Source organism: Klebsiella sp. BIGb0132, assembly GCF_024810075.1.
Taxonomy (GTDB): domain Bacteria; phylum Pseudomonadota; class Gammaproteobacteria; order Enterobacterales; family Enterobacteriaceae; genus Klebsiella; species Klebsiella terrigena.
The window spans coordinates 1,183,462-1,207,641 of the sequence record NZ_JANUDW010000001.1 but is presented as its reverse complement, the minus strand read 5'-3'; the positions used below and the strand labels follow the sequence as shown (position 1 = coordinate 1,207,641).

The window sequence follows — 24,180 nt, the reverse complement described above, 5'->3', positions numbered from 1 at the left end:
TAAGGGAAACCCCAGCGCAAAGAAATCCGATGAGCTTTACTTTGGGAGTGCCTGAAACTTCGAACTTCAGCTAGTGAAAAAGCACCAGACCACTCTGGAGAAAAGGGGAGTTCCACCGCCGGAATCCCCCTTTGCTTAATGGTCAAGAACGATAAGCGGCGTTTGATTTTCAGACCCTTTAATTACCGTGATATCCGCGCCGTAGAGGTCTTTCAGCGCCCGCTGCTGCATAACCGCCTGCGGGCTGCCGCTATCGACGACGCGCCCCCTATCCATCAGCACCACGCGGTCGGCATAGCGGGCGGCGAGATTAAGATCGTGCAGGACGCAGCAGACGTTGAACTGCCGCTCGCGCACCAGCCGGCGCAGCAGGCGGAAAAGATGCTGCTGGTGGTGAATATCGAGGGCGGAAGTGGGCTCATCCAGAAACAGCCATTTGGGCGACGGGATCGGCTCCCAGAGCTGCACCAGCAGGCGCGCCAGCTGTACCCGCTGCTGCTCGCCGCCGGAGAGCTGTCGATAGTCGCGGGCGGCCAGCTCGCGGCAGTCGCACAGCGCCATAATGCGATCCGTTTCATCATGGGAGCCGCGCGTCCGCCAGGGGTACCTTCCCATGCGGATCACCTCCTGCACGCTGAACGGAAACGCCATATGCCCGTTCTGCCGCATCACGGCGCGGGTCTTCGCCAGCTCGGTTATCGACCACGCCTCCAGCGGCGTACCGAGCAGGGAGCATCGTCCGCCGTGCGGCCGCAGATAGCCCGTGAGCTGGCGCAGCAGCGTCGATTTTCCGGCGCCGTTCGGGCCGAGAATGGCGACGATCTCCCCGCCGGGCAGCGTCAGGGAGACGTTATCGGTCAGATGCCGTCCCTGCAGGGTATAAACCAGATTTTCGGCCTGAATCATGACGCCCTCCGGCCGCGCAGTATCAGCCACAGAAAATAGGGGCCGCCGATCAGGCTGGTCAGCAGGCCGACGGGCATCTCCGCCGGCTGCACCAGCGTGCGGGCGAGGGTATCGGCCACCAGCAGCAGGCAGGCGCCGGCCAGGGTCGAGCAGGGGATAAGCCAGCGATGGTCGGCCCCGGTGGTCATGCGGATCAGGTGCGGGACAACCAGACCAATAAAGCCGATAACGCCGCTCACCGATACCGCCGCGCCCACCAGCAGCGAGCTGAGCAGCAGCAGCTGCTGACGCTTACGGCTAACGTTAACGCCGAGATAGTGCGCCTCTTCATCGCCCAGCTGCAGCAGGTTGAGCGTCCCGGCAAGAAACAGCGTGGCGACAATGGACGGCAGAATAAACGAGCCGGCGACCAGCAGCGTAGGCCACTGCGCCTGGCCAAGATTGCCCATCATCCATAGCGTGAGCTGGCGCAGCTGCTGCTCGTCGCCGATGTAGCTCAGCACGCCGATCGCCGCGCCGCACAGCGCGTTGATGGCGATCCCGGCTAACAGGAGCTGCATCATGCCGCCGTGAGCGTGGCGCCGGCTGATGAGAAAAATCACCACGCAGACCGCCATACTGCCGGCGACGGCGAAAATCATCTGCTCGTACAGCGCCAGAACCACCGGAAATGAGAAGGGCAGAACGATCGCCACCCCCACCATCAGCGCGGAGCCGCTGCTGACGCCGAGCAGGCCGGGGTCGGCCATTGGGTTACGAAACAGGCCCTGCATAATGACGCCAGCCGTCGCCAGCGCGCTGCCTACCAGCACCGCCAGCAGAACGCGGGGCAGGCGAATATTCAGCCAGATATCGCGGTATTCTTCGTCAAACAGCGCGCTGAAGCTGATGTCCAGCGCGCCCTGGCTGGCGCCAACCAGCACCAGCGCGGCCAGCAGCAGCGAAAGGCCCGTCAGAACGCCGACGGAAGAGAGTGAATCCTTGAGCACGCAAAACTCCATTACGTCTTTGCGGCGCGGGCGAGCCGCGCCGCGAGGGGATTACGCCGGCTTCAGGCCCGGCTCAATCAGGCTGTAGCTCTGATTGTTGAGCGTCGGCGCGGCGGCCAGCTCGTGAATATGCGCGGCAACGTCCGCGCGCCTCACGAAACCGTGGCACTCCTGATTCTGCAAGCGCTGCGCTTTACCGCTCGCCTCGCCGTTGAGCAGGCCGCCGGGGCGCAGGATGGCATAATCCAGGCCGCTGGTTTGCAGCCAGCTTTCCGCCAGCGTCTTTTCGCGCACCGCCTGGCCGAACGCGGCTTTGGCACGCGGGGATAAAAAGGGCCAGCTATCGCCGCAGCCCAGCGACGTCACCAGAATCATCCGCCCGATGCCCGCCGCCTCTGCCGCATCAATAACGGTCCTGTGCGCCAGGTAGTCCTCGGCGCCGCCCATGGAGGAGACGATCAGCGCATCCGCACCGGCGGCATGACAGGCGTCAGCCACAACGTCGGCATCGCAGGCGTCGCCGGCGAAAACCCGCACGCCTTTCGCCTCCAGCCCGGTAGCGGATTGCGGATTGCGCACCACCGCCAGCAGCGGACGCCGCTCCGCCAGCGCCAGTTCAAGCACCTTTGCGCCCGTGCCGCTGCCGCCGGCGCCAAAAATTAACCACGGCGTCATCAGGCGGTTTCCTTGAGGGAAGCGGCGAGGGCCCGGAAGGCGCTAACCTGATCGGCGAGCAGCTGGCGATGCTCATCGCGGCCGAGGAAAATCTTGAACATCGCGCTACCTGCCTGGTTAAAGAAGAGAATCGACGCGGTATCCATGCCCATAAATTTACGTTCAATCAGCGCGATATGGCGGCAGTTTTCCGCTTTGATATGGCCCGTCATGCCCTTTTTGCCGCGCAGATTGAAATAGCCGTGGCGGTGGAATCCGGAAGGCAGTTCGCCGGTAAACTCGAGGATGACGTCGGCGGTATGGACCAGCGTGGTGACTTTGCCCCATTCGCTGACGGTTTCCCAGACGGCGTCAAAGCTCTCACCCGACACGAGGGTCGGAGAGGGGAGGTTTTGCACCACCTCCAGAAGGGAGGTTTGGTAGCGATCGGCGATCGCTTCCAGGGTGCCGTCCGGCTCGGTTAGCAAAAATTCCGCTAAAGAAACATGGCTCATAAATCACTCCTGTTCGGGTTGCTCTACCGCAATGCGCGGCGCGTTAAGGTGTTGAATCAGCTCATCAAGAGACTGCAAAATATTGCTCGCCCAGAAGCGGCCTTCATTGGTCAATCGCAGGCAGGTTGAGGCGTCGCGGGTGAGCCCTGCCTGATGCCACTGGGCCAGCAGCGGGGCCAGCTCCCCGGCGCGCGGCGTCAGCTCGTCCAGCGGCACGCGGGCGGTTTCCACCCCCGCCTGGAGCGTATGCCGCCACTGAAAGCCGCGCTCGGCGGCGCGCATCATCATCATCAGCGGCTTTTTCCCGGCGGCGATCGCTTCGTGCCAGGCCGTCAGGTTACGCTCCACCATCCACGAATAGCCGTTGACCGAGCCGCCCGCGCCGGAACCCAGCGCCAGGCAGTCGGCTCCTTGTTTAATCAGCAGGTTGTAGAGGTTGCGTTCGCGGGTTGTGCGGGCCCAGTGGCTGTTGCTGATACAGCGCCAGCCCGCATCCTCCATGAAATCGCAGCCCTGAAGATAGAGATCGCGCCGCTCTGCCGGAGTGGGGACGGCGGTGCGTCCGTTTTCCACGGCTTTACCCAGCGGCGTGTTGGGCAGCAGATTAAGGGCGTAGAGATCGACGCCGTCGAGCCCGATATCGCGGGCGATGCTGAGATCTTCCCCCCACAGCTTTGCGTCCTGACCGGGGAGGCCGAACAGCAGATCGCACACCACGGCCGCGCGATCCCGCCGCACCAGCCTCTGCATAAAGGCGGCGGCGGTGGGGCCGTCGGAGGTGCGGGCCATTTTCTTGCGCACCCTGCTGTTGAAGGACTGAATGCCGATGGAGAAGCGATTGGCGCCGGCGTCAAGGCAGGCGTCGATGCGGTTGTCATCGAAGTTAAGCACCCTTCCTTCGATGGTGATTTCGCAGTCCGGCGCGAGGGGCAGCTTTTCCCGCAGCGCGGTGATAATTCTCGCCAGGTCCTGCGCCGCCAGCGCGGAGGGCGTGCCGCCGCCGAAGTAAACCGCGTGGATCGGCGCCGACTGGTGCAGGACGCTATCGGCCTCCATTTCTATTTCGCGCAGCAGGGCGTCGGTATAGCGGGCGCAGTGGTCATCCTCATAGCGGTTCTGATAAAAGCCGCAAAAAGTGCAGTGGGTGGCGCAAAAGGGAATGTGCAGGTACAGCAGCCTTTTACGCTGCGGCGCGCTGCGGCTGATGACCTCCTGCCAGGTCTGCGCCAGCTGCTCTTTTGCCACCGGGATCGCGCCGCGCCACGGCATGGTGGCCCGACGATCTTTAAAGGGCTGGCTTCCCTCCAGCGCGAAGTGCGCGGAGAGATCGAGGGCGTTGTTAGTCTTCATAGCGTCAACATCACATCCAGTTATTGGGGCCAAAACTGCTGGTGCAGGGACTCAACCGCGTCGGCCACCCGCGGGCCCATTCCGAGGATCAGCGCCTGATCGATAGTGACAATGCGCTGATTTTTCCATGCGGCGGTGTGGGCTATCCCGGCGACGGCGCGCAGTCGGTTAATATCGCCGTCGACCATTTGCGAGGTCACGACAATGACCTCCGGGTTTGCCGCAATCAGCGATTCCGCGCTGTAGCTTTTATACTGCTCGTGCGAAGCCACGTTCCGCGCGCCCGCGAGGGTCAGAATGGCGTCGGCAACGCTGCCCTTACCGGCCACCTGCGGCGCGCTGCCGCCCGCGGAGAGAATAAACATCGCCCTGAGCGGCGCCTTTTGCGCCTCCGCGCTGCGCTGAACGCGCGCCAGGCGCTGCTCAATCTGGCCTACCAGCGCATCTCCTCGCTCGGGAACCTGCAGCGTCTTCGCCAGTTGGCGAACGTTGGCGTACATCTGTTCAACCGTGGCCGGCACGCGCGGCAGGGTCACGACGCTTACTTTCTGCGTTCGCAGCTGGTCCAGAACGATCTGCGGCCCGGCATCCCGCCAGGTGATAAAAACGTCCGGCCTGAGGGATAAAATGCCTTCGCTGCTGAGCTGCTTCCAGTAGCCGATATGCGGCAGCCCGGCCGTTTCCGGCGGCCAGGAGGTGGTTTCATCGACGCCGACAACCTGATTTCCGGCGCCAAGCGCGTAGACCAGCTCGCTCAGCGAGCCGCCGGCCACGACGATACGTTCGCTGGCGCAGGCTGCGCCGGCGGCACAGAGCGCCAGCAGGGCGAACAACAGTTTTTTTATCATCAGAAGTTCCACGCAAAACCGACCGCTGCGTTAAATCCGGCCGCCGGAATGGTTTCATGGGCGGTTTGATAGCGCTTGTTGGTCAGGTTGTTGAGCGCCAGGTTGACCTGATACTGCTCCTGAGGGCCAAACTCGGTATTGAACGCGAGGTTAATCGTTGCCCAGCCCGGATAGCGAATCTCCCTGCTGCCGGTTTTATCGTCGGCGCTGGAGGCGGCGCGCACGAAGAGATCGGAGGTGACGTTGGCGCTGTTCAGCAGCAGCGTATGCTTCAGCCCGGCTCTTCCCGTCAGGGCGGGTTCGCCGGTATCCCAGGTTTTAACGGTCTCGCCTTCATACTGCCGGCGGATAAGGTTGCCGCTCAGATAGGGCGAAACGGCCCAGCCGTTGTACTCCGCCGTTAGCTCCATCCCCCAGGTTTTGGCGCGTTCGATATTGTCGTAATAGAAATATTCGCCGCGGGAAGAGGTGCTGTTGCCGCTGCATATCGCCTGACCCGAACAAGGGAGGCTGGCGATATAGTCTTTGGCTTCGGAGTAGTAAATCGCCCCGTCAACCAGCCACATATTGCCTTTGTAACGGGCGCCCAGCTCGTAGTTGTTGGAGTGTTCCGCCTTCAGGCCGGTATTGCCATAGGTGACGCCGCCGCCGGCCGAGGTCTGCATAAACAGCTGGGTCAGCGTCGGGAAGACGTAGCCCTGGGCGTACGCCGCGCGCAGCTCAATATCTTTAAAGCCGGAATAGCGCAGGCTGGTTGAGGTCACCAGCTTATCGTCATGGGCCGACTCGCCGCCCGTAGACTGGCTGACCGCGCCGCTCTGGCTGTCGCTGCGGTTAAGTTCGGAGGAGAGCCAGTACTGGCGCGCGCCAACGGTCCAGGTCCAGTCATCGGCGAAGCGCCAGTCGTTTTGGGCAAACACCGAGGCGTTGCTTTGCTCCGCCTCAATATGCGACAGCGTGAGGGTCTGGATATCGAAGGCGCCGGTGGCCGCCGTCTGCCGCGTGCTGCTGCGGGTATCCTGCTTCACCTTGTCATGCTGATACTGGGTGCCGATAACCAGCTCGTTGTTCGCCGGCAGGGAGAAGTTGCCCTGCAGCGTTACGCCCTGGGTATATTGCTTATCGTTGGTATTGGTCTGGTTGCTGACCGTCAGCGCCTGGATAATCGGGCTGGGGATCTGCTGGGTGGTCTTAATCCGGTTTTCAAATTCACGCTCGATGGTCTGGCTGTAGGCGTCGAAGTGGATTTTTTTCAGGTAATCGCCGCCGGCGTCGAAGTCATAGAACGCGCCGATTTTTTCGCGTTCCAGCCTGGGAATACGGACGCTGAAGTCTTCGTATTGGCCCTCGGGATCGTCAAACCAGGTTTGCGTGGAGGTTTTGTAGCGGTCGAGCGACAGGCCGAATTTATGCCGGTCGAGATTGTAGCCAAGCCAGACGCCCTGGCTGTTGTTGCGAAAGTTGGTGTTCTGCAATCTGCCGTCCGGCGTATCGCGGTTGCCCTGATCGGAGTAGCTGCCGTTGATGCGATAGTCGAACTGGCCGATGCTGCCCCAGGCCGCTGCGGACTCTTCCCAGCCCGCGGTCGCCGAGTTATAAACGGCCTTCACCGTCCCGGCGAGGGGCTTATCCCCGCCTTTTTTGGTGATAAAGTTGACCACGCCCCCGATGGCCTGCGAGCCGTAAAGCACCGAGTAGGGGCCTTTTACCACTTCGATCCGCTCCAGCGCCGACTCATCAATCAGCAGCCCGACGCCGTAGTTTTGCCCGGCGCGCTGGTAGCTGACCACCTGGCCGTCAATCAAGATCAGCACCCGCGACGAGGCCTCGCCGCGGATGCGGATTTGCTTACGCCCGGCCAGGGAGTTGTCGGTCACCTCAACGCCGGGAATATCCTGCAGATCGTCGGCGATAGAGACGCTGGTTGAGTTGTTGAGCGTTTCCCGGTCGATAACCTGAACGGTCGCCGGGCTGTCCCAGAGGCTTGATTCTGTACGATTGGCCGTGACGATCAGCGTCTCGTCGCCGGCCGTTTTGGCTGTGCTGGTCGGGGTTGCCGCAGAAACGTTGGCGGCAACAAACAGCGACAGGCTGGAGAGTAACATGCTCCCCCGGTTTGTCCTTTTCACCATTAGAGTAACCTTTATTATAATGATAACTACTATCATTCGCATTTATATTGGTTTGTGGAGGACACGTCCAGACGCTAAGGGGTAAATGGAATGCACCTTTGATATGGGTCAATTTCTACCGGTGCGTAAATAGTTTTTTGCGAGACTCATCACGTTATGAAAAGCCGCCGACGCGCTTAACCTGATAAAAGATATGGCTTATATTTTTTTCCCCGCGCACAGGGTTGGTTATTGTGCGAATGGTCCTACAATAGGGGCTGTGCGAGAAGCAATGAGGTGCAGAGGCGATGAATATCAGCGATGTGGCAAAAAAAACCGGCTTAACCAGTAAAGCGATCCGCTTCTACGAAGAGAAGGGGCTGGTGACGCCGCCGCTGCGCAGTGAAAACGGCTACCGCAGCTACAGCCAGCGGCATCTGGACGAGCTGACCCTGCTGCGCCAGGCGCGGCAGGTTGGTTTTAATCTGGAGGAGTGCCGCGAGCTGGTGGGCCTGTTTAACGATCCGTCGCGGCATAGCGCCGACGTCAAGCGCAGAACGCTGGATAAAGTCGCTGATATTGAGCGCCATATCAGCGAGCTGCAGAGCATGCGCAGCCACCTGCTGGCGCTGGCGGAGTCCTGTCCCGGCGATGACGGCGCGGACTGCCCGATTATCGACAATCTCTCCGGCTGCTGCCATCGCAAGGCGCAGAGCTAGCGGTGGGGAGGGGCGAGCCTGATCCGCAGCGTGATGCCCTCAACGGCCAGCACCTCGACCTTACTGCCCGCCGGGAGGTCCTCGTCGGCGATCACCGGCCATGAGCTATCGCCAACGCGCACGTGGCCGCGGCCGTTAACCAGCGCCGTCTCCAGCGAGAAGATGCGGCCGATCAGCTGATTCCCGCGCTGGTTAAGCCGGGCGTCGGCCGGTTTCTGCCGCTTCACCTGGCCGCGCAGCCAGCGCGACCAGAGCCAGGCCGCCAGCAGGGTCAGCGCGGCAAACAGCGTGCCCTGCCACTCCCAGCCCAGCGGCAGCATCCAGGTCAGGACGCCGGTGATCACCCCGGCAACCCCGCTCCACAGCAGATAGCCGTTACCGCCGAGCATCTCCGCCGCCAGCAGCAGCCCGCCGAGGCTGAGCCAGAAGAGATGCGGATGGACCAGTATCATCGCAATCATAGTTTTTTCCGTTCGCCGGCGCCTTCTTTAAGCAGTTCGCTAATCCCGGCGATGGAGCCCATCAGGCTGGTCGCGTCGAGCGGCATCAGCACAACTTTGCTGTTATTTGCTGCGCCGATCTGCTGCAGCGCGTCGGTATATTTCTGCGCGACGAAGTAGTTAATCGCCTGAATATCTCCGGAGGCAATAGCAGAAGAGACCATTTGGGTGGCGCGAGCCTCCGCTTCCGCCGAACGTTCACGCGCTTCTGCCTGCAGGAACGCCGACTGGCGCTCGCCTTCGGCTTTGAGGATTTGCGACTGCTTTTCGCCTTCGGCTTTGAGGATTTCCGCCTGACGTATCCCTTCGGCCTCCAGAATATAGGCGCGCTTGGTACGCTCGGCCTTCATCTGAGCGTTCATCGAGGAGATAAGCTCCGCCGGCGGGCGCACGTCGCGAATTTCCACGCGGGTGATTTTGATCCCCCACGGGTTGGTGGCCTCATCGACGATATGCAGCAGGCGGGTGTTGATGCTGTCGCGCTGGGAGAGCATTTCGTCGAGCTCCATTGAGCCGAGCACGGTACGAATGTTGGTCATCGTCAGGTTGATGATCGCCAGCTCGAGGTTGCTGACCTCATAGGCCGCTTTCGGCGCATCAATAACCTGAATAAAGCACACCGCATCGATGGTGACGTTGGCGTTATCGCGTGAAATAACCTCCTGCGAGGGGATGTCCAGCACCTGCTCCATCATATTAATTTTCCGCCCGATGCGGTCCATAAACGGCACCACCAGGCTCAGGCCCGGCTGGAGGGTCATGGTATAGCGGCCAAAGCGCTCGACGGTCCACTGGTAACCCTGCGGGACAATTTTCACTCCGGCAATCACGATAACCAGGGCGACGAAAATGAGAACGGGGATAAAAATTAGCATCAAAAAACCTCCTGTTTAATTGCCTGCCAGGCGTCAGCAAAATGACGCATGTTTAAATCGAGTATATCTTTCTCCTCATCCTGGCGAAAGAAAAGTGGAGTAAACTAGTCGGGTTTTGGGAAATATATGGAACGATAATGAAGGAAAATAACGCTATCTTGCGCCTTGACGGCGTTGGCTTTCAGATCGATAAGTCGGTCATTTTGCATAATATTAATCTCGAGCTGGGCGCCGGGGAATTTAAGCTAATTACCGGACCCTCCGGCTGCGGTAAAAGTACGCTGCTAAAAATTATCGCCTCGCTGCTCAGCCCGACCAGCGGGCAGATTTTTTATTCCGGTAAGGATATCAATACGCTATCGCCGGAAACCTACCGCCAGCAGGTCTCATACTGTGCGCAAACCCCGGCGCTGTTCGGCGACTCGGTTTATGACAACCTCATCTTCCCGTGGCAAATTCGCAACCAGCAGCCGGACCCGCAGGCGCTGATTGCCGATTTACGCCGCTTCGGGCTGGCGGAAAATACGCTGGGCAAATCGATCAACGAACTCTCCGGCGGAGAAAAGCAGCGCGTTTCGCTGATCCGCAATTTGCAGTTTTTGCCGCAGGTGCTGCTGCTCGATGAAATTACCAGCGCCCTGGATGAGAGCAATAAGCGCAACGTCAACGATATTATTCATCGCTATACGACGGAAAAGAATATTGCGGTGCTGTGGGTGACGCATGACCGGAATGAAATAGACCACGCTGATGAAGTGATTACGCTGCAGCCGGCGAGCGCAGAGGGACAGGAGGTTATCAATGAACGGGCATAATATCACGAACGAATCGCTGGCCCTGTCGATGGTGCTGGTGCTGGTGGCCATCGTGGTGAGCTATCGCGAAAAGCTGGCGCTGGAGAAAGATATCGTCTGGAGCATTTGCCGGGCGGTGGTGCAGCTGATTATCGTCGGCTACGTGCTGAAATATATCTTCAACGTCAATCACGTCCTGCTGACGCTGCTTATGGTGCTGTTTATCTGTTTTAACGCGGCGTGGAACGCGCAAAAGCGCAGCAAATATATCGATAAGGCCTTCATCTCATCGTTTATCGCCATTACTACCGGCGCGGGGCTGACCCTGGCGGTGCTGGTCTTCTCCGGCTCGATCTCTTTCGTGCCGATGCAGGTGATCCCGATTGCCGGCATGGTCGCCGGCAACGCGATGGTGGCGGTGGGGCTGTGCTACAACAATATGGGCCAGCGCTTCAGCAGCGAACAGCAGCAGATTCAGGAGAAGCTGAGCCTCGGCGCGACGCCGAAAATGGCCTCTGCCGGATTAATTCGCGAGAGCATTCGCGCCGCGCTTATTCCGACCATTGATTCGGCGAAAACGGTGGGGCTGGTGAGCCTGCCGGGGATGATGTCGGGGCTGATTTTTGCCGGGATAGATCCGGTGAAAGCGATTAAGTATCAGATAATGGTCACGTTTATGCTGCTATCGACCGCCAGCTTATCAACCATCATCGCCGGCTATCTGACCTACCGGAAATTCTTTAACCCGCGCCACCAGCTGGTGGTGACGCAGTTGAAAAAGAGCGCTTAGCCGCATTCCCCGGTCGGCGCAGCGCCGCCGGGGAGGGTTTTGTGGCGAAACGATCAGTACAGCAGAGAGTAGAGCTGACGGCGATATTTCGCGGCCAGCGCATCGCCGGTGCCGAGGGCGGCCAGAATTTCCTGCAGCATCTTGCGCACCTGGCCGTCGCCGGCGTCTAAATCTTTCTGCAGATGGCTGAACAGCAGCGCCAGCGCCTCTTCGTTGCGGCCAACCTGATGCAGCTGCAGGGCCAGCTGGGCCGCCAGCGCCGCGTCCTGCGGGTTTTGCTCAACCTGCTGCTGGAGCAGCTGGATTTCCGGGGTATCGGCCGCCTGCTTGAGCAGTTCAATCTGCGCCACCAGCCCCTGGAAACGGGTATCCTGATCCTGCAGCGGAACGGTTTTCAGCACCGCTTCGGCCTCGTCGGAGCGCTGCAGGGCGATCAGGGTTTCCGCCAGCAGCAGGCCAATCTGGCTATCCTGAGCGGAGAGCTGCCACGCCTCTTTCAGCAGCGGCAGGGCTTCGGCGTACTTCTCTTCCTGCATCAGCGCCAGCGCCTGCTGGGCCTTTAGCTCTTCTTCGCGCGGCAGCACCTTATCAAGCAGCGCGCGCACGGCGGACTCAGGCTGCGGGCCTTCAAAGCCGTCCACCGGCTGACCGTTCTGGAACAGATAAACCGTTGGGATCGAGCGCAGGCCGAACTGTGAAGCCAGCATCTGCTCGGCATCGCAGTCCACTTTCGCCAGGATAAACTGACCGTTGTACTGCGCCGCCAGGCTTTCCAGAACCGGCGTCAGCTGCTCGCAGTGCTGGCTGCGCGCGGACCAGAAATAAAACAGCACCGGCGCGGTAACGGATTGTTCCAGCGTCTGGTGCAGGTTAGCTTCGGTAATGTTGATAATATTCTGTACTGACATAAGCGCATCTCTTTAATCAATTTTTTGTATACATGGGGGCGACGGCCGGAGCTTCAACTCAGCCCTGGATAATTTTGTCCATCATCCGCGTGGGCAACAGGCGTTTGAGCAGGGCCACCGCGTGCGTGACCAGGGTCACCGGATAGCGCAGCTTCGGTTTATCGCTAACGAAAGCATGGCGCACTTTTTCCACCACCGCCTCCGGCCCGAGGGTAAAGCGCGCGGCGATACCGGGGTTTTCCACCGGCTTATCGCTCTGGGTTTGGTTGACGTTGGTCGTAAAGCGGGTGCGAATCGGCCCCGGCTCAATCAGGCTGACCTTAATGCCGCTATAGCGCAGCTCCATGCGCAGGGCGTCGGACCAGGCCTCCAGCGCGTACTTGCTGGCGGCATAGGCGCCGCGCCCGGGACTGGAGATGATCCCCATCACCGAGGAGGTCATCACGATGCGGCCCTCGCCGTGCGGCTCCATCGCCGGAAGCAGCAGCATGGTGAGCTGATGGGCGCCAAAAAAGTTGGCGCTAAACTGCTGCTCCATCTGTCGGCGGCTGATGGTGATAAGGGAGCCATACACGCCGTAGCCGGCGTTATTAAACAGGCCGTACAGGCGGTTATCGGTCAGAGCGATAACCTCTGCCGCCGCGCGCTCCACGCTCAGCGGATCGTCGAGATCCAGCAAAATACCGGTCAGTCCGAGTTCCTGCATCCGCGCCACGTCCTCGGCCTTGCGGCAGGCCGCCAGAACGTTAAAGCCCTGACGTTTCAGATCGAGCGCGCTTTCAAGGCCAATACCGCTGGAACATCCTGTAACTAAAACCGTTTTTTGCATAACTTTACCTGCAAACAACCCCTGTGGATCAGGAGTCATGATTAACTAAGGGAGCCAGCCGTGTCGCCATCCAGTCGGCAATAAACGGCTGGGCGTCGCGGTTGGGGTGGATTCCATCATCCTGCATCCACTGCGGCTTCAGGTAGACCTCTTCCATAAAAAAGGGTAACAGAGGAATATCAAACTCTTTGGCCAGTGCGGGATACATTGCGCTAAAGGCTTCATTATAACGACGCCCGTAGTTGGCGGGCAGGCGAATTTGCATCAGCAGCGGCTGGGCGTTTGCCGCTTTGATATCCTGCAAAACGGTGCGCAGCGTCTGCTCCGTTTGCTGCGGCGGGAAGCCGCGCAGTCCGTCATTGCCGCCGAGCTCGACCAGAACCCAGCGCGGCTGATGCTGCTTAAGCAGCGCCGGCAGACGCGCCAGCCCCTGCTGCGACGTGTCGCCGCTGATGCTGGCGTTAACCACCGGCGTTTTTGCCTGCCACTTATCGTTAAGTAGTGCAGGCCACGCGGCGTTGGCCGCCATACGATAGCCGGCGCTCAGGCTATCGCCGAGAACTAACAGCGTGTCCGCCGCCATCGCGCGGCAGGTAAACAGGACCAGAAACAGGAAAGGCAAATGCCAGCGGAAAACATACTTGAAGTTCATCATCTTAAGAAGTCCGTCGGTCAGGGAGAGCATCAGCTTTCCATCCTCACCGGAGTTGAGCTGGTTGTCAAACCGGCGCAGACCATTGCCCTGATTGGCGAGTCGGGTTCCGGCAAATCCACACTGCTGGCGATCCTTGCCGGGCTGGACGACGGCAGCAGCGGGGAGGTCTCTCTACTCGGACAGCCGCTGCACCGCATGGACGAAGAGGCGAGGGCGCAGCTGCGCGCGAAGCACATCGGCTTTGTCTTTCAGTCCTTTATGCTGATCCCGACCCTGAACGCGCTGGAAAACGTCGAGCTTCCGGCGCTGCTGCGCGGCGAGAGCGATAGCCAGAGCCGGGGCAGCGCCAGAGCGCTGCTGGAGCAGCTGGGGCTGGGCAAGCGCCTGAACCATCTGCCGGCGCAGCTTTCCGGCGGCGAGCAGCAGCGTGTGGCGCTGGCCCGCGCCTTCAACGGGCGCCCGGAGCTGCTGTTTGCCGATGAGCCGACCGGCAACCTCGATCGGCAAACCGGGGATAAAATTGCCGACCTGCTGTTTTCGCTCAATCGCGAACACGGGACGACGCTTATCCTGGTGACGCACGATCCGCTGCTGGCGGCGCGCTGCGACCGGCGGCTGCGGCTGGTTGATGGTCAGCTGCGGGAGGAAGCATGATTGCCCGCTGGTTCTGGCGCGAATGGCGATCGCCGTCGCTGCTGATCGTCTGGCTGGCGCTGAGCCTGGCGGTGGCCTGCGTGCTGGCGCTGGGGTCGATAAGCGATCGCATGGAAAAGGGGCTCAGCCAGCAGAGCCGTGAGTTTATGGCCGGAGACCGGACGCTGCGCAGCTCGCGCGAGGTGCCCGCCGACTGGCTCGCGCAGGCGCGCCGGCTGGGATTAACGGTTGGCGAACAGCTCAGCTTTGCCACCATGACCTTCGCCGGCGATACGCCGCAGCTGGCCGACGTCAAGGCGGTTGATGATACCTATCCTCTTTACGGACGGCTGGAAACCCAGCCGCCGGGCTTAAAACCGCAGGCGGGCAGCGTGCTGCTGGCTCCGCGGCTAATGGCGCTGCTGAATTTAAAAACCGGCGATACCATCGACGTCGGTGACGCCACGCTGCGCATTGCCGGGGAGGTGATTCAGGAGCCGGACGCCGGGTTCAATCCTTTCCAGATGGCGCCGCGGCTGATGATGAATACCGCCGATGTGGCAAAGACCGGGGCGGTGCAGCCCGGCAGCCGCGTCTCCTGGCGCTATAAGTTTGCCGGAACCGCGCCGCAGCTGGCGGAGTATGAGCAGTGGCTGCTGCCAAAGCTGGGGACGGAACACCGCTGGATTGGCCTTGAGCAGGATGACAGCGCGCTGGGTAAATCCCTCGAACGCTCGCAGCAGTTCCTGCTGCTCTCGGCGCTGCTCACCCTCCTGCTGGCGGTGGCTGCGGTAGCGGTGGCCATGAGCCACTACTGCCGCAGCCGTTACGATCTGGTGGCGATCCTTAAAACCCTCGGCGCCGGGCGGGCGCAGCTGCGCAAGCTGATCGTCGGGCAGTGGCTACTGCTGCTGGCGCTGGCGGTCATTGCCGGCGGCGCGATGGGGATGGGGCTGGAGAAGATCCTGCTGGTGATGCTGAAACCGGTTCTCCCGGGCGCGCTGCCGGCCGCCAGCCTCTGGCCGTGGCTGTGGGCGATTGGCGCGATGGTGGTGATTTCGCTGTTGGTGGGCCTGCGTCCCTATCGGCTGCTGCTGGCGACGCTGCCGCTGCGGGTGCTGCGTCAGGACGTAGTGGCTAACGTCTGGCCGCTGAAGGTCTATATTCCGCTGGTCTGCGCGGTGGTGGTTATTCTGCTGGCCTGGCTGATGGGCGGCAGCCCGCTGCTGTGGGCGGTTCTCGCCGGCGCGGTGGTGCTGGCGCTGCTGTGCGGCCTGCTGGGATGGGGGCTACTGTGGCTGCTGAAGCGCGTGACGCTGAAGGCGCTGCCGCTGCGCCTCGCGGTCAACCGGCTGCTGCGTCAGCCGTGGTCGACGCTCAGCCAACTGGCGGCATTCTCGCTGTCGTTTATGCTGCTCGCTCTGCTGCTGGTGCTGCGCGGCGATCTGCTGGATCGCTGGCAGCAGCAGCTGCCGCCGGAAAGCCCCAACTACTTCCTGATTAATATTGCCCCGGATCAGGTCGCGCCGGTCAAAGCTTTTCTTGCCGGGCACCAGACGGCGGCGACGGAGTTTTATCCCATCGTCCGCGCGCGCCTGACGCAGATTAACGGTCAGGCGACGGAGGGCAATAAGGACGAAGCGCTGAATCGCGAGCTCAACCTGACCTGGAGCAACGACCGGCCGGATCATAATCCGCTGGTGGCCGGCAGCTGGCCGCCAAAAGCCGGTGAGGTGTCGATCGAAGAGGGGCTGGCGCAGCGGCTGGGGGTTAAGCTCGGCGATAGCGTCACCTTCACCGGCGATACCCAGGACTTCAGCGCTAAGGTCACCAGCGTGCGTAAAGTTGACTGGGAGAGTCTGCGGCCTAACTTCTTCTTTATCTTCCCGCCGAACGCGCTCGACGGACAGCCGCAGAGCTGGCTGACCAGCTTCCGCTGGGATAACGGCAGCGGCATGTTGACGCAGCTGAACCGCGAATTCCCGACCGTCAGCCTGCTGGATATCGGCGCCATTCTGCGTCAGGTGGGTCAGGTTCTGACGCAGGTCAGCCGCGCGCTGGAAGTGATGGTGGTGCTGGTGACCGCCTGCGGTATTTTACTGCTTCTGGCGCAGGTTCAGGTCGGGATGCGCCAGCGCTATCAGGAGCTGGTGGTCTGGCGCACGCTGGGGGCCGGAAAATCGCTGCTGCGTACCACGCTGTGGGCGGAGTTTGCCCTGCTGGGGGTGGTTTCCGGGATTGTGGCGGCGATAGGGGCTGAGGTGGCGCTGGCGATGCTGCAAACCAAAGTCTTTGATTTCCCGTGGTCGCCGGACTGGCGGCTGTGGGTGATGCTGCCGCTCTGCGGGGCGCTGCTGCTCTCCCTGTGCGGCGGCTGGCTGGGGCTGCGTTTGTTAAAAGGTAAGGCGCTGTTCCGCCAGTTTAGCCAGTAGTTCAGCGGGCGGATCGTCTGTAGGCCCGGGGTGGAGTATCAGCGCCCCGGGCTTTTTACTGCGTTGCGTTTAAGCCTGGCGCCCGGCTAGCGGGCGTGGCCGTGGTTCAGCGCGGTCAGCGGTTCATTAATATCAAAAAGTTTGTACTCCACGCTTTCGACGCCCAGCGACTTCAGGCGCGCGGTATGCTTCGTGAGATAGGCGAGCGCCGTCTCCTCATCCGCAAAAAGATAGATGCCTCCCGCCTCGTAGTTTTTTTCGCTTTCGGTCCAAATCTTCCAGATAAAACCCGGCTCCTGGTTGATGGACTCGGCAAGCTCCACCAGCTGACGGGACATCTCGCTGCCAAACGGGCCGTTAAAGGCAAAGTGAAGCTGCAGCAGTTTATTCGACATAACTCCTCCATGGACTCGACGTAGGGTTTGCGTGCGCCGTCGGTAGAGCGGTACTCCCCGGGAGCGCCGTGCATCGACAACTATACCCACAATCGCTCGGCGACGGCAAAGCGAGCCTCTGCGGGCGCAGGGAGATAGCGCAGGTTAATGACGGTTGGATGACATTCGCGGCGGCTTTTCGTTAACGGCACAAAATGGTAAGTTACTGATTTTTAAAAGCACGAAAGCGTAAAAAAGCGACAACACGGAGTTGGTAATCACGGTTAATATTCACCTTGCAAATATAAGGTTGCTTATTACTCAAGGAAAAAGCATGGCACATAAAATAAAAGCGCTGGCGATAACGATCGGCGCAGCGCTGGCAGTCACTTCTTTTGCTTCCCAGGCCGAGATAACGCTGCTGAAACAAGATCCGCAGGCCGGCGATCCGTTAAGCCGTCTGAACTTCACCGTCGGCGGGAGCATTCGTCCGCAGTTCAACATGATGTCCGGCGATGGCGACAAAGGCTCCTATAAGCGTAACGGCTTCGACGGCGGCACCCGTTTCCGCTTCGCCGCTGATTATTATCTGTTCGACGATATTAGCTGGATCAGTTATTACGAACTGGGGGTCAATATTCCGGCGCTGTTCGACTGGGATAATCACTATGCGGAAGGCGCTAATAATACCTCCCGTCGTATGCTCTATACCGGGCTGAAGAGCGATACCTGGGGGACGTTAACCTACGGTCAGCAAAACAGTATTTATTACGATGTAGTGGGCGCCAAAACCGATATCTGGGATTACGACATGGTTGCCCAGGCGCCGGGTAACGGTATCAACGGCGATTACGACGGTTCTTACCGCTCGCGCAATATGCTCAAGTATAAAAAATCGGCCGGTGACGTCGATCTGTATGCTTCTTATCTGTTTGAAGATAATGAGTATTTACCGGGGAATGGTCTGCGCTATAAGCGTAAAGGCGGGGGCTCCGTTGGCGTGGACTACCACATCATGAAGGACCTGACCTGGGGTACGGCGTGGAACTATACGCGTGCCGAAATGCGCGATCCGTCGAGCGCTGAGAACAAAACCTACAACCAGAATATCCTCGGTACCGCCCTAAGCTGGACGCCGGATAACTGGACCTTCTCCTTCGGCGGCGGCTGGTATCAGAACTTCCTGACCACCAAAAAAGCCGACGTGAATAACTACTTCGCCGGCGATGCCTGGGGTATTGAGTACTTCGCGGGGTATAAAATCCCGGTTGGCCAGTACGCGCTCAAATCCGTTCAGCCGTACTTTATGGGCGACCGCCTGCAATACGTGAACGGGCGTAACTATCAGCGTATTGATAACGGCCTCGGGATCAGCTTCCAGCTCGATTATGGCTTCCGCGTTGACTACGAACACGTCTTTACGTCGAGCACCGATAACCTGGGCGATATGAACCTGGTGCGTCTGCGCTACGATTTCTAAACCGCGACCTCCCGCGCAGCGCGATGCCGAAAATCCCGGCTTGCGCTGCGTTTACGCGGGCTACCGCGCCAGCCAGGAGGCAACGTCCTGCCAGGTTCCGCGAAAAATAATCTTCTCCGCTTTTTTACCCAGCTGATAGCGATACATTGGGTCGTAGTACTCTTTCAATAGCGGAACGAGCCACGCAAAATGCGCGTCGGTGCTCGCCGTACGCAGCTGTTCCGCCAGCGCGTCATCGAGCAGGGCGGTGAGCTGAGCAAAACGCTGGAGCCCCAGGCGACGGCGGATAGCAAACAGGCCGTGGTGCAGATAGGCGCTGTACTCCTGCCAGCCCTGCTCTTCACCGTACGCGGCCATAAAGTCGCGGTGCATCCGGTCAAAATACTCCTCCTGCAGCCTCGCCAGGCGGACGTCAAACGGATCCTCCACCACCGCCAGCGGCGACTGCGCCATGCGATCGCGCAGGCATTCCGGCAGATGGTTGGCGCCTATCATATGCCCTTCATCTTCCAGCACCCAGCGGCGCTGGCTGGCCGCTTTTTTCAGCATGGCCACCGCGAGATGGTTTTCAAACGTCGCCTGTGCGTGCTGCTCGCGCAGCGTGCGTCCGAAGGAGGAGCCGCGATGGTGGGCGAGCCCTTCGAGGTCGATTCCGTCAGGCCGCGCGGCGACCAGCTGGGTTTTTCCGTTGCCGGTGCAGCCGCCGATCAGCACTATTGGGCGCTGAACCAGCTCCTGCGTCAGCTGGATGGCCGCCTGGCGCAGCGCCTTATAGCCGCCGACAATCAGCGGGTAATCGATGCCCGATTCGCGCAGCCACTGCTGAACAATGTGCGAGCGCTGGCCGCCGCGGGCGCAGCAAAGATAGCCCTGAGGCGCGCGCAGGCAGGCTTCACGCCACGCCCGCAGGCGCCGGGCGCGAAGGTCGCCATTCACCAGACGATGGCCTAGCGCCAGGGCGGCCTCTGCCCCCTGACGTTTGTAACAGGTGCCGACGGCGGCGCGTTGTTCATCGTCCATCAGCGGCAGGTTGACTGCTGCGGGGAGCGCGCTTTGGCTGAACTCAACCGGGGCGCGCACGTCAATAAGCGGGGTATCCGCGGCGAGAATGGCGCGGTAATCCGTCCCATTATTCATGGGTCTTCCTTCTGAAGTGAAACCGAGATTTTCTGTAAAGCGAAGGAGGGATTCTACGCGCCTGAAGGCGTGCCGGGGAAGGGGTAACGCGTTTTCCCCGGCACGAAAGGCTTAGCTGAGCTGCGACTGCGCCCAGAAAATACCGCTGGCGTACTCCGGCGGCAGCAGCGGCTTCAACGCTTCGAGCGTGGCGCTCAGGCGATCGGTATCGCTGTCGGTCAGGTTCAGGTGGCCCACTTTGCGGCCCGGACGAACCTCTTTGTCGTACCAGTGCAGGTGCACCAGCGGCAGCTTCAGCCAGTCGTAGTTGAGATCGGTGCCGATCAGGTTGATCATCACCGACGGGCTGTTGACCACCGGCGGCGGCAGCGGCAGGTCGGTAATGGCCCGCAGATGCAGCTCAAACTGGCTGATAGAGGCGCCGTTCTGCGTCCAGTGGCCGCTGTTGTGCACGCGCGGGGCCAGCTCGTTGATCAGCAGACCGTCGGCGGTGACGAAGCACTCCATCGCCATGACGCCAACGTACTGCAGCTCGTCCATAATGGCGGAGAGCATGCCTTCGGCCTGGTCCTGCTGGCGGGCGTTGGCCTGCGGGAAGGCGACGCTGGTGCGCAGAATTCCGTCCTGATGCAGGTTGCGGGTCAGCGGATAGAACACCGTGCTGCCATCCTCGGCGCGGGCGCCAACCAGCGACACTTCGCCGGAGAAGTTAATTCCCCGTTCGACGATACATTCGCCGTAGTTATCGTCGGGCAGCTGCGCGCAGTCGTCTTCACGCAGGCGCCACTGGCCGCGCCCGTCGTAGCCGCCTACGCGACGCTTAACGATAGCCAGCTCGCCGAGGGTCGCGAAAATCTCCGGCCACTGGTTTTTATCCGCCAGCAGCTGCCACGGCGCGGTGGCGAGGCCCAGCCTGTCGAAGAGCTGCTTTTGCGTCAGGCGATCGGCAATGATGGGAAACACGTCGCGGTTAACAAACGCCGGGTGGCGCGCCAGTTCGCGGGTGAGGGCCGTTTCCGGCCAGCGTTCGATTTCAGCGGTGATGACGCTTTGCTGAAACGGCACCGCTTCAGGGTCGGCCTCAAGGCCAACCGGCCACACCGCGATACCCAGCGGCTCTCCGGCCTGGCGCAGCATGCGGCCAAGCTGGCCGTTGCCGAGGATACAAACCTGCTTCATGCCGCACCCCGTGGGTCTGGATTCTCCAGCACTTCATCGGTTTGCGCCTGGCGCCATGCGCTCAGACGCTGGTGCAGTTCGGCGTCGTGCACCGCCAGAATCTGCGCCGCCAGCAGGGCGGCGTTGGCGGCGCCGGCTTTACCGATGGCCAGCGTGCCGACCGGGATCCCGCGCGGCATCTGGACGATAGAGTAGAGGCTGTCAACGCCGCTCAGCGCCGCGCTCTGCACCGGCACGCCGAGCACCGGGACCAGCGTTTTCGCCGCAATCATGCCCGGCAAATGCGCCGCGCCGCCCGCACCGGCAATAATCACCTGATAGCCGTTGCTTTCTGCGCCTTCGGCGAAGCTGAACAGCTTATCGGGAGTACGGTGCGCGGAGACCACTTCAACATGGTACGGAACGTTCAGGGCATCAAGGATTTCTGCGGTAAACTGCATGGTAGCCCAGTCGCTTTTGGACCCCATCACGATGGCGATACGCGCCGAATTATTGCGGGAAGACATGCGTCTTAAAACTCCTGTGGGTGTGCTTCACACTGCTTTAGAGGCCACAGAGAATAACACGATAAACGGGCGAGGAAAACGGTTGCGTAGGCCGATAGCGGCGGAAAATAGCGCGATAATTAAAACGGGAAGGGGATCAGTTCAACGTCGTCTTTGGTGACCTTCACCATCGAGCCTTCGCTGTGCCACGCGCCGAGGACCACGCGAAAGGCCGGCATGCCGTTTGCTTCTATTTGGTGGATGGCCGGGCGATGGGTATGACCGTGGATCAGCCACTGAACGCGATGTTTTTCGAGGATTGCTGTAACCGCCTGCGGGTTAACGTCCATGATCTCCATCGACTTACTGCTATTGGCCGCGGTGCTGTTGGCGCGCATTTTTGCGGCGATGCGGCGGCGTATAAACAGCGGCAGAGCGAGGAAAAGGCGCTGGATCCACGGCGTATGCACCTTGGCGCGAAACGCCAGGTAGCCGGCATCGTCGGTGCAGAGGGTGTCGCCATGCATAATTAAAACGCGGCGGCCGTAGAGATCTAGCACGTTTTCTTCCGTCAGCAGCGTCATGCCGCAGGCGCGGGCAAAGCGCTGGCCGATAAGAAAATCGCGGTTGCCGTGGACGAAAAAGCAGGGGACGCCGGAGTCGGTCAATGCGCTGAGCGCGACGGCGATTTGCTGGTGCAGAGGGTTAGGATCGTCATCGCCGATCCAGGCTTCGAACAGATCGCCAAGGATATAGAGCGCGTCCGCCTCGCGGGCCTGGCCGCGTAAAAAGCGGAGAAAACCGGCGACGGTCGCCGGTTCTTCGGTTTGCAGATGCAGGTCTGCAATAAAAAGCGTCGCCACGAATTATTCGCTGACGGTGACGCTTTTGATCACAACATCTTCTTTCGGCACATCCTGGTGCATGCCGCTGCGGCCGGTAGAAACCGCTTTGATTTTGTCGACTACGTCCATGCCTTCAACGACTTCAGCAAATACGCAGTAGCCCCAACCCTGCAGGTTTTCACCAGAGAAGTTCAGGAAGTCGTTATCAGCAACGTTGATGAAGAACTGCGCGGTGGCGGAGTGAGGCGCCTGAGTACGGGCCATCGCCAGCGTACCGCGGGTGTTTTTCAGGCCGTTGTTGGCTTCGTTCTGGATCGGAGACTTGGTTGTTTTCTGCTCCATGCCCGGCTCAAAACCGCCGCCCTGGATCATAAAACCGTTGATAACACGGTGGAAAATGGTGTTGTTGTAGAAACCTTCGCGGCAGTAGTCCAGGAAGTTTTTAACTGTTTCCGGCGCTTTGTCGTCAAAGGTTTTGATTACGATATCGCCATGATTAGTGTGGAAAGTAACCATTTTTGCATCCTGTTCCGATGATTGTGGTGCTTGAACCCAAGGTTGGGCGTGACATAGGGGGCTGTTATAGCATAACCGCGGGGTTGGATCACCTTGCATTGTGTGCTGCTTCGGGGTTGAATTCAGGTTAGAATATGCGGCTTATCACTACACACGTTTACACGGAATCTTCGATGTTAAAAATTTTTAATACACTGACGCGCCAAAAAGAAGAGTTTAAACCTATTCATGCCGGGGAAGTTGGCATGTACGTGTGTGGTATCACCGTTTACGATCTCTGTCACATCGGCCACGGCCGTACTTTTGTCTCTTTTGACGTGGTCGCCCGCTACCTGCGTTTTCTCGGCTATAAGCTGAAGTATGTGCGTAACATCACCGATATTGACGACAAAATCATTAAGCGTGCTAATGAGAACGGCGAAAACTTCGTGGCGCTGGTCGATCGCATGATTGGCGAAATGCACAGCGATTTTGATGCGCTGAATATTCTGCGCCCGGACCTCGAGCCGCGCGCGACGCACCACATTCCGGAAATTATTGAAATCACCGAGCAGCTGATCGCCCGCGAGCACGCCTACGTGGCGGACAACGGCGACGTGATGTTCTCGGTTCCGACCGATCCGAACTACGGTCAGCTGTCGCGTCAGGATCTGGAGCAGCTGCAGGCCGGCGCTCGCGTTGACGTGGTTGACGTCAAGCGCAACCCGATGGACTTCGTGCTGTGGAAAATGTCGAAAGAGGGCGAGCCGAGCTGGCCGTCGCCGTGGGGCGCCGGGCGTCCGGGCTGGCACATCGAATGTTCGGCGATGAACTGCAAGCAGCTGGGCAACCATTTTGATATTCACGGCGGCGGTTCGGATCTGATGTTCCCGCATCACGAAAACGAAATCGCGCAGTCCACCTGCGCGCACGACGGCGAATACGTGAACTACTGGATGCACTCCGGCATGGTGATGATTGACCGCGAAAAGATGTCGAAATCGCTGGGCAACTTCTTTACCGTGCGCGACGTGCTGAAGTACTACGATGCCGAAACCATCCGCTACTTCCTGATGTCCGGCCACTATCGTAGCCAGCTGAACTACAGCGAAGAGAACCTGAAGCAGGCGCGTTCCGCGCTGGAGCGTCTGTACACCGCGCTGCGCGGTACCGACGGCGGCGCAGCACCGGCCGGCGGCGAGGCGTTTGAAGCGCGCTTTGTGGAAGCGATGGACGACGACTTCAACACCCCGGAAGCCTATTCGGTGCTGTTCGATATGGCGCGCGAAGTGAACCGGCTGAAAACCGAAGATGCCCAGGCGGCAAGCGCGCTGGCGGCGCATATGCGCAAGCTCTCCGGCGTGCTGGGCCTGCTGGAGCAGGAGCCGGACGCGTTCCTGCAGAGCGGGGCGCAGGCTGACGACGGCGAAGTGGCTGAAATTGAATCCCTGATCCAGCAGCGTCTCGACGCGCGTAAAGCCAGGGACTGGGCCGCTGCGGACGCCGCGCGTGACCGTCTCAACGAGATGGGCATCGTGCTGGAAGATGGCGCGCAGGGCACCACCTGGCGTCGCAAGTAGCCTCAGGCCTGAACCCCGGGCGAGACGCTCGGGGCTGCGGAGCCTTTAGCGAAATAAAAATGCCGGACCTTAAGGGCCCGGCATTTTTTTATTCAGC

25 protein-coding genes are annotated in these 24,180 nt (G+C 60.3%); 7 read left to right on the top strand and 18 right to left on the bottom strand.

What is annotated here, in order from left to right; genetic code table 11:
- Positions 1-135: 135 nt before the first annotated feature.
- Genes M2416_RS05560 through M2416_RS05530 form a run of 7 tightly spaced genes read right to left on the bottom strand, consistent with a single transcriptional unit; the run spans position 136 to position 7,394 of the window.
- A complete protein-coding gene (locus tag M2416_RS05560; protein ID WP_076944711.1) occupies positions 136-906 on the bottom strand; it encodes a heme ABC transporter ATP-binding protein in 771 nt (256 codons plus the stop codon).
- Positions 903-1,895 carry a FecCD family ABC transporter permease gene (locus M2416_RS05555; RefSeq protein WP_259222571.1) on the bottom strand — a complete coding sequence of 331 codons (993 nt, stop codon included), beginning with the start codon at positions 1,893-1,895 and terminating at the stop codon, positions 903-905. Before M2416_RS05555 ends, M2416_RS05560 begins: the two co-directional genes overlap by 4 nt.
- A gap of 51 nt (positions 1,896-1,946) precedes the next feature.
- Entirely contained in the window at positions 1,947-2,570 is a 624-nt protein-coding gene (gene chuY / locus M2416_RS05550; protein WP_259222569.1) for an anaerobilin reductase, read from the bottom strand.
- Positions 2,570-3,064, bottom strand: a complete 495-nt coding sequence (gene hutX / locus M2416_RS05545) for a heme utilization cystosolic carrier protein HutX (protein WP_045854271.1) — start codon at positions 3,062-3,064, stop codon at positions 2,570-2,572. The genes chuY and hutX overlap by 1 nt, the downstream gene beginning before the upstream one ends.
- 3 nt (positions 3,065-3,067) lie before the next feature.
- The gene (hutW, locus tag M2416_RS05540; protein WP_259222567.1) at positions 3,068-4,414 is read right to left on the bottom strand and encodes a heme anaerobic degradation radical SAM methyltransferase ChuW/HutW; all 1,347 of its coding nucleotides are present in this window, start codon (positions 4,412-4,414) and stop codon (positions 3,068-3,070) included.
- A 20-nt stretch (positions 4,415-4,434) separates the two neighbouring features.
- Entirely contained in the window at positions 4,435-5,262 is an 828-nt protein-coding gene (locus M2416_RS05535; RefSeq protein ID WP_259222565.1) for a heme/hemin ABC transporter substrate-binding protein, read from the bottom strand.
- Positions 5,262-7,394, bottom strand: coding sequence for a TonB-dependent receptor plug domain-containing protein (locus M2416_RS05530; RefSeq protein ID WP_259222564.1), 2,133 nt, complete (start codon positions 7,392-7,394; stop codon positions 5,262-5,264). The genes M2416_RS05535 and M2416_RS05530 overlap by 1 nt, the downstream gene beginning before the upstream one ends.
- 287 nt (positions 7,395-7,681) lie before the next feature.
- Between M2416_RS05530 and cueR the strand changes: the two genes are divergently transcribed.
- Positions 7,682-8,092 carry a Cu(I)-responsive transcriptional regulator gene (gene cueR, locus M2416_RS05525; protein WP_041144379.1) on the top strand — a complete coding sequence of 137 codons (411 nt, stop codon included), beginning with the start codon at positions 7,682-7,684 and terminating at the stop codon, positions 8,090-8,092.
- Here cueR and M2416_RS05520 read toward each other — a convergent pair.
- Both M2416_RS05520 and M2416_RS05515 read right to left on the bottom strand, forming a co-directional pair.
- A complete protein-coding gene (locus tag M2416_RS05520) occupies positions 8,089-8,553 on the bottom strand; it encodes an NfeD family protein (protein WP_076944717.1) in 465 nt (154 codons plus the stop codon). The genes cueR and M2416_RS05520 overlap by 4 nt on opposite strands.
- On the bottom strand, positions 8,550-9,467 hold the full coding sequence (locus tag M2416_RS05515) for an SPFH domain-containing protein (protein WP_041144381.1): 918 nt from the start codon (positions 9,465-9,467) through the stop codon (positions 8,550-8,552). Before M2416_RS05515 ends, M2416_RS05520 begins: the two co-directional genes overlap by 4 nt.
- A gap of 137 nt (positions 9,468-9,604) precedes the next feature.
- On the opposite strand from M2416_RS05515, the gene fetA reads away from it, so the two are divergent.
- The gene (fetA, locus tag M2416_RS05510) at positions 9,605-10,282 is read left to right on the top strand and encodes an iron efflux ABC transporter ATP-binding subunit FetA (protein WP_115193425.1); all 678 of its coding nucleotides are present in this window, start codon (positions 9,605-9,607) and stop codon (positions 10,280-10,282) included.
- Entirely contained in the window at positions 10,269-11,051 is a 783-nt protein-coding gene (gene fetB / locus M2416_RS05505; RefSeq protein WP_041144383.1) for an iron efflux ABC transporter permease subunit FetB, read from the top strand. Before fetA ends, fetB begins: the two co-directional genes overlap by 14 nt.
- A gap of 53 nt (positions 11,052-11,104) precedes the next feature.
- On the opposite strand, the gene M2416_RS05500 is transcribed toward fetB, so the two are convergent.
- The 3 genes from M2416_RS05500 to tesA are packed head-to-tail and all read right to left on the bottom strand — an operon-like array spanning position 11,105 to position 13,443.
- On the bottom strand, positions 11,105-11,959 hold the full coding sequence (locus M2416_RS05500; RefSeq protein ID WP_041144384.1) for a thioredoxin family protein: 855 nt from the start codon (positions 11,957-11,959) through the stop codon (positions 11,105-11,107).
- Positions 11,960-12,017: 58 nt separating this feature from the next.
- Entirely contained in the window at positions 12,018-12,827 is an 810-nt protein-coding gene (locus M2416_RS05495) for an SDR family oxidoreductase (RefSeq protein ID WP_175636930.1), read from the bottom strand.
- Positions 12,817-13,443 carry a multifunctional acyl-CoA thioesterase I/protease I/lysophospholipase L1 gene (gene tesA / locus M2416_RS05490; protein WP_095094542.1) on the bottom strand — a complete coding sequence of 209 codons (627 nt, stop codon included), beginning with the start codon at positions 13,441-13,443 and terminating at the stop codon, positions 12,817-12,819. The genes M2416_RS05495 and tesA overlap by 11 nt, the downstream gene beginning before the upstream one ends.
- Here tesA and ybbA point away from each other — a divergent pair.
- Positions 13,411-14,097: a putative ABC transporter ATP-binding protein YbbA gene (ybbA, locus tag M2416_RS05485; protein WP_076944721.1), complete on the top strand. Its 687-nt coding sequence runs from the start codon at positions 13,411-13,413 to the stop codon at positions 14,095-14,097. The two genes, tesA and ybbA, sit on opposite strands and share 33 nt — an antisense overlap.
- Positions 14,094-16,508, top strand: a complete 2,415-nt coding sequence (gene ybbP, locus M2416_RS05480; protein WP_259222556.1) for a putative ABC transporter permease subunit YbbP — start codon at positions 14,094-14,096, stop codon at positions 16,506-16,508. The genes ybbA and ybbP overlap by 4 nt, the downstream gene beginning before the upstream one ends.
- Before the next feature lie 86 nt (positions 16,509-16,594).
- Here ybbP and M2416_RS05475 read toward each other — a convergent pair whose 3' ends face one another.
- Positions 16,595-16,903: a monooxygenase gene (locus tag M2416_RS05475; protein ID WP_041144389.1), complete on the bottom strand. Its 309-nt coding sequence runs from the start codon at positions 16,901-16,903 to the stop codon at positions 16,595-16,597.
- Positions 16,904-17,216: 313 nt separating this feature from the next.
- Here M2416_RS05475 and M2416_RS05470 point away from each other — a divergent pair, with 313 nt between their 5' ends.
- A complete protein-coding gene (locus tag M2416_RS05470; RefSeq protein WP_041144390.1) occupies positions 17,217-18,362 on the top strand; it encodes a porin in 1,146 nt (381 codons plus the stop codon).
- A 60-nt stretch (positions 18,363-18,422) separates the two neighbouring features.
- Here the strand turns inward: M2416_RS05470 and mnmH are convergent, their stop codons facing one another.
- The 5 genes from mnmH to ppiB all read right to left on the bottom strand — a co-directional run bounded on the left by mnmH (position 18,423) and on the right by ppiB (position 22,524).
- A complete protein-coding gene (gene mnmH, locus M2416_RS05465) occupies positions 18,423-19,499 on the bottom strand; it encodes a tRNA 2-selenouridine(34) synthase MnmH (protein WP_148250935.1) in 1,077 nt (358 codons plus the stop codon).
- 111 nt (positions 19,500-19,610) lie between these two features.
- Positions 19,611-20,678, bottom strand: a complete 1,068-nt coding sequence (gene purK, locus M2416_RS05460; protein WP_041144392.1) for a 5-(carboxyamino)imidazole ribonucleotide synthase — start codon at positions 20,676-20,678, stop codon at positions 19,611-19,613.
- Complete coding sequence (gene purE, locus M2416_RS05455; RefSeq protein WP_045854285.1) at positions 20,675-21,184, bottom strand: 5-(carboxyamino)imidazole ribonucleotide mutase; 510 nt, start codon at positions 21,182-21,184, stop codon at positions 20,675-20,677. The genes purK and purE overlap by 4 nt, the downstream gene beginning before the upstream one ends.
- A 119-nt stretch (positions 21,185-21,303) precedes the next feature.
- Positions 21,304-22,026, bottom strand: coding sequence for a UDP-2,3-diacylglucosamine diphosphatase (gene lpxH / locus M2416_RS05450; protein WP_259222550.1), 723 nt, complete (start codon positions 22,024-22,026; stop codon positions 21,304-21,306).
- A gap of 3 nt (positions 22,027-22,029) precedes the next feature.
- The gene (ppiB, locus tag M2416_RS05445; protein ID WP_041144395.1) at positions 22,030-22,524 is read right to left on the bottom strand and encodes a peptidylprolyl isomerase B; all 495 of its coding nucleotides are present in this window, start codon (positions 22,522-22,524) and stop codon (positions 22,030-22,032) included.
- A 173-nt stretch (positions 22,525-22,697) separates the two neighbouring features.
- Between ppiB and cysS the strand changes: the two genes are divergently transcribed.
- The gene (cysS, locus tag M2416_RS05440) at positions 22,698-24,083 is read left to right on the top strand and encodes a cysteine--tRNA ligase (RefSeq protein WP_259222548.1); all 1,386 of its coding nucleotides are present in this window, start codon (positions 22,698-22,700) and stop codon (positions 24,081-24,083) included.
- Positions 24,084-24,180: the final 97 nt, after the last annotated feature.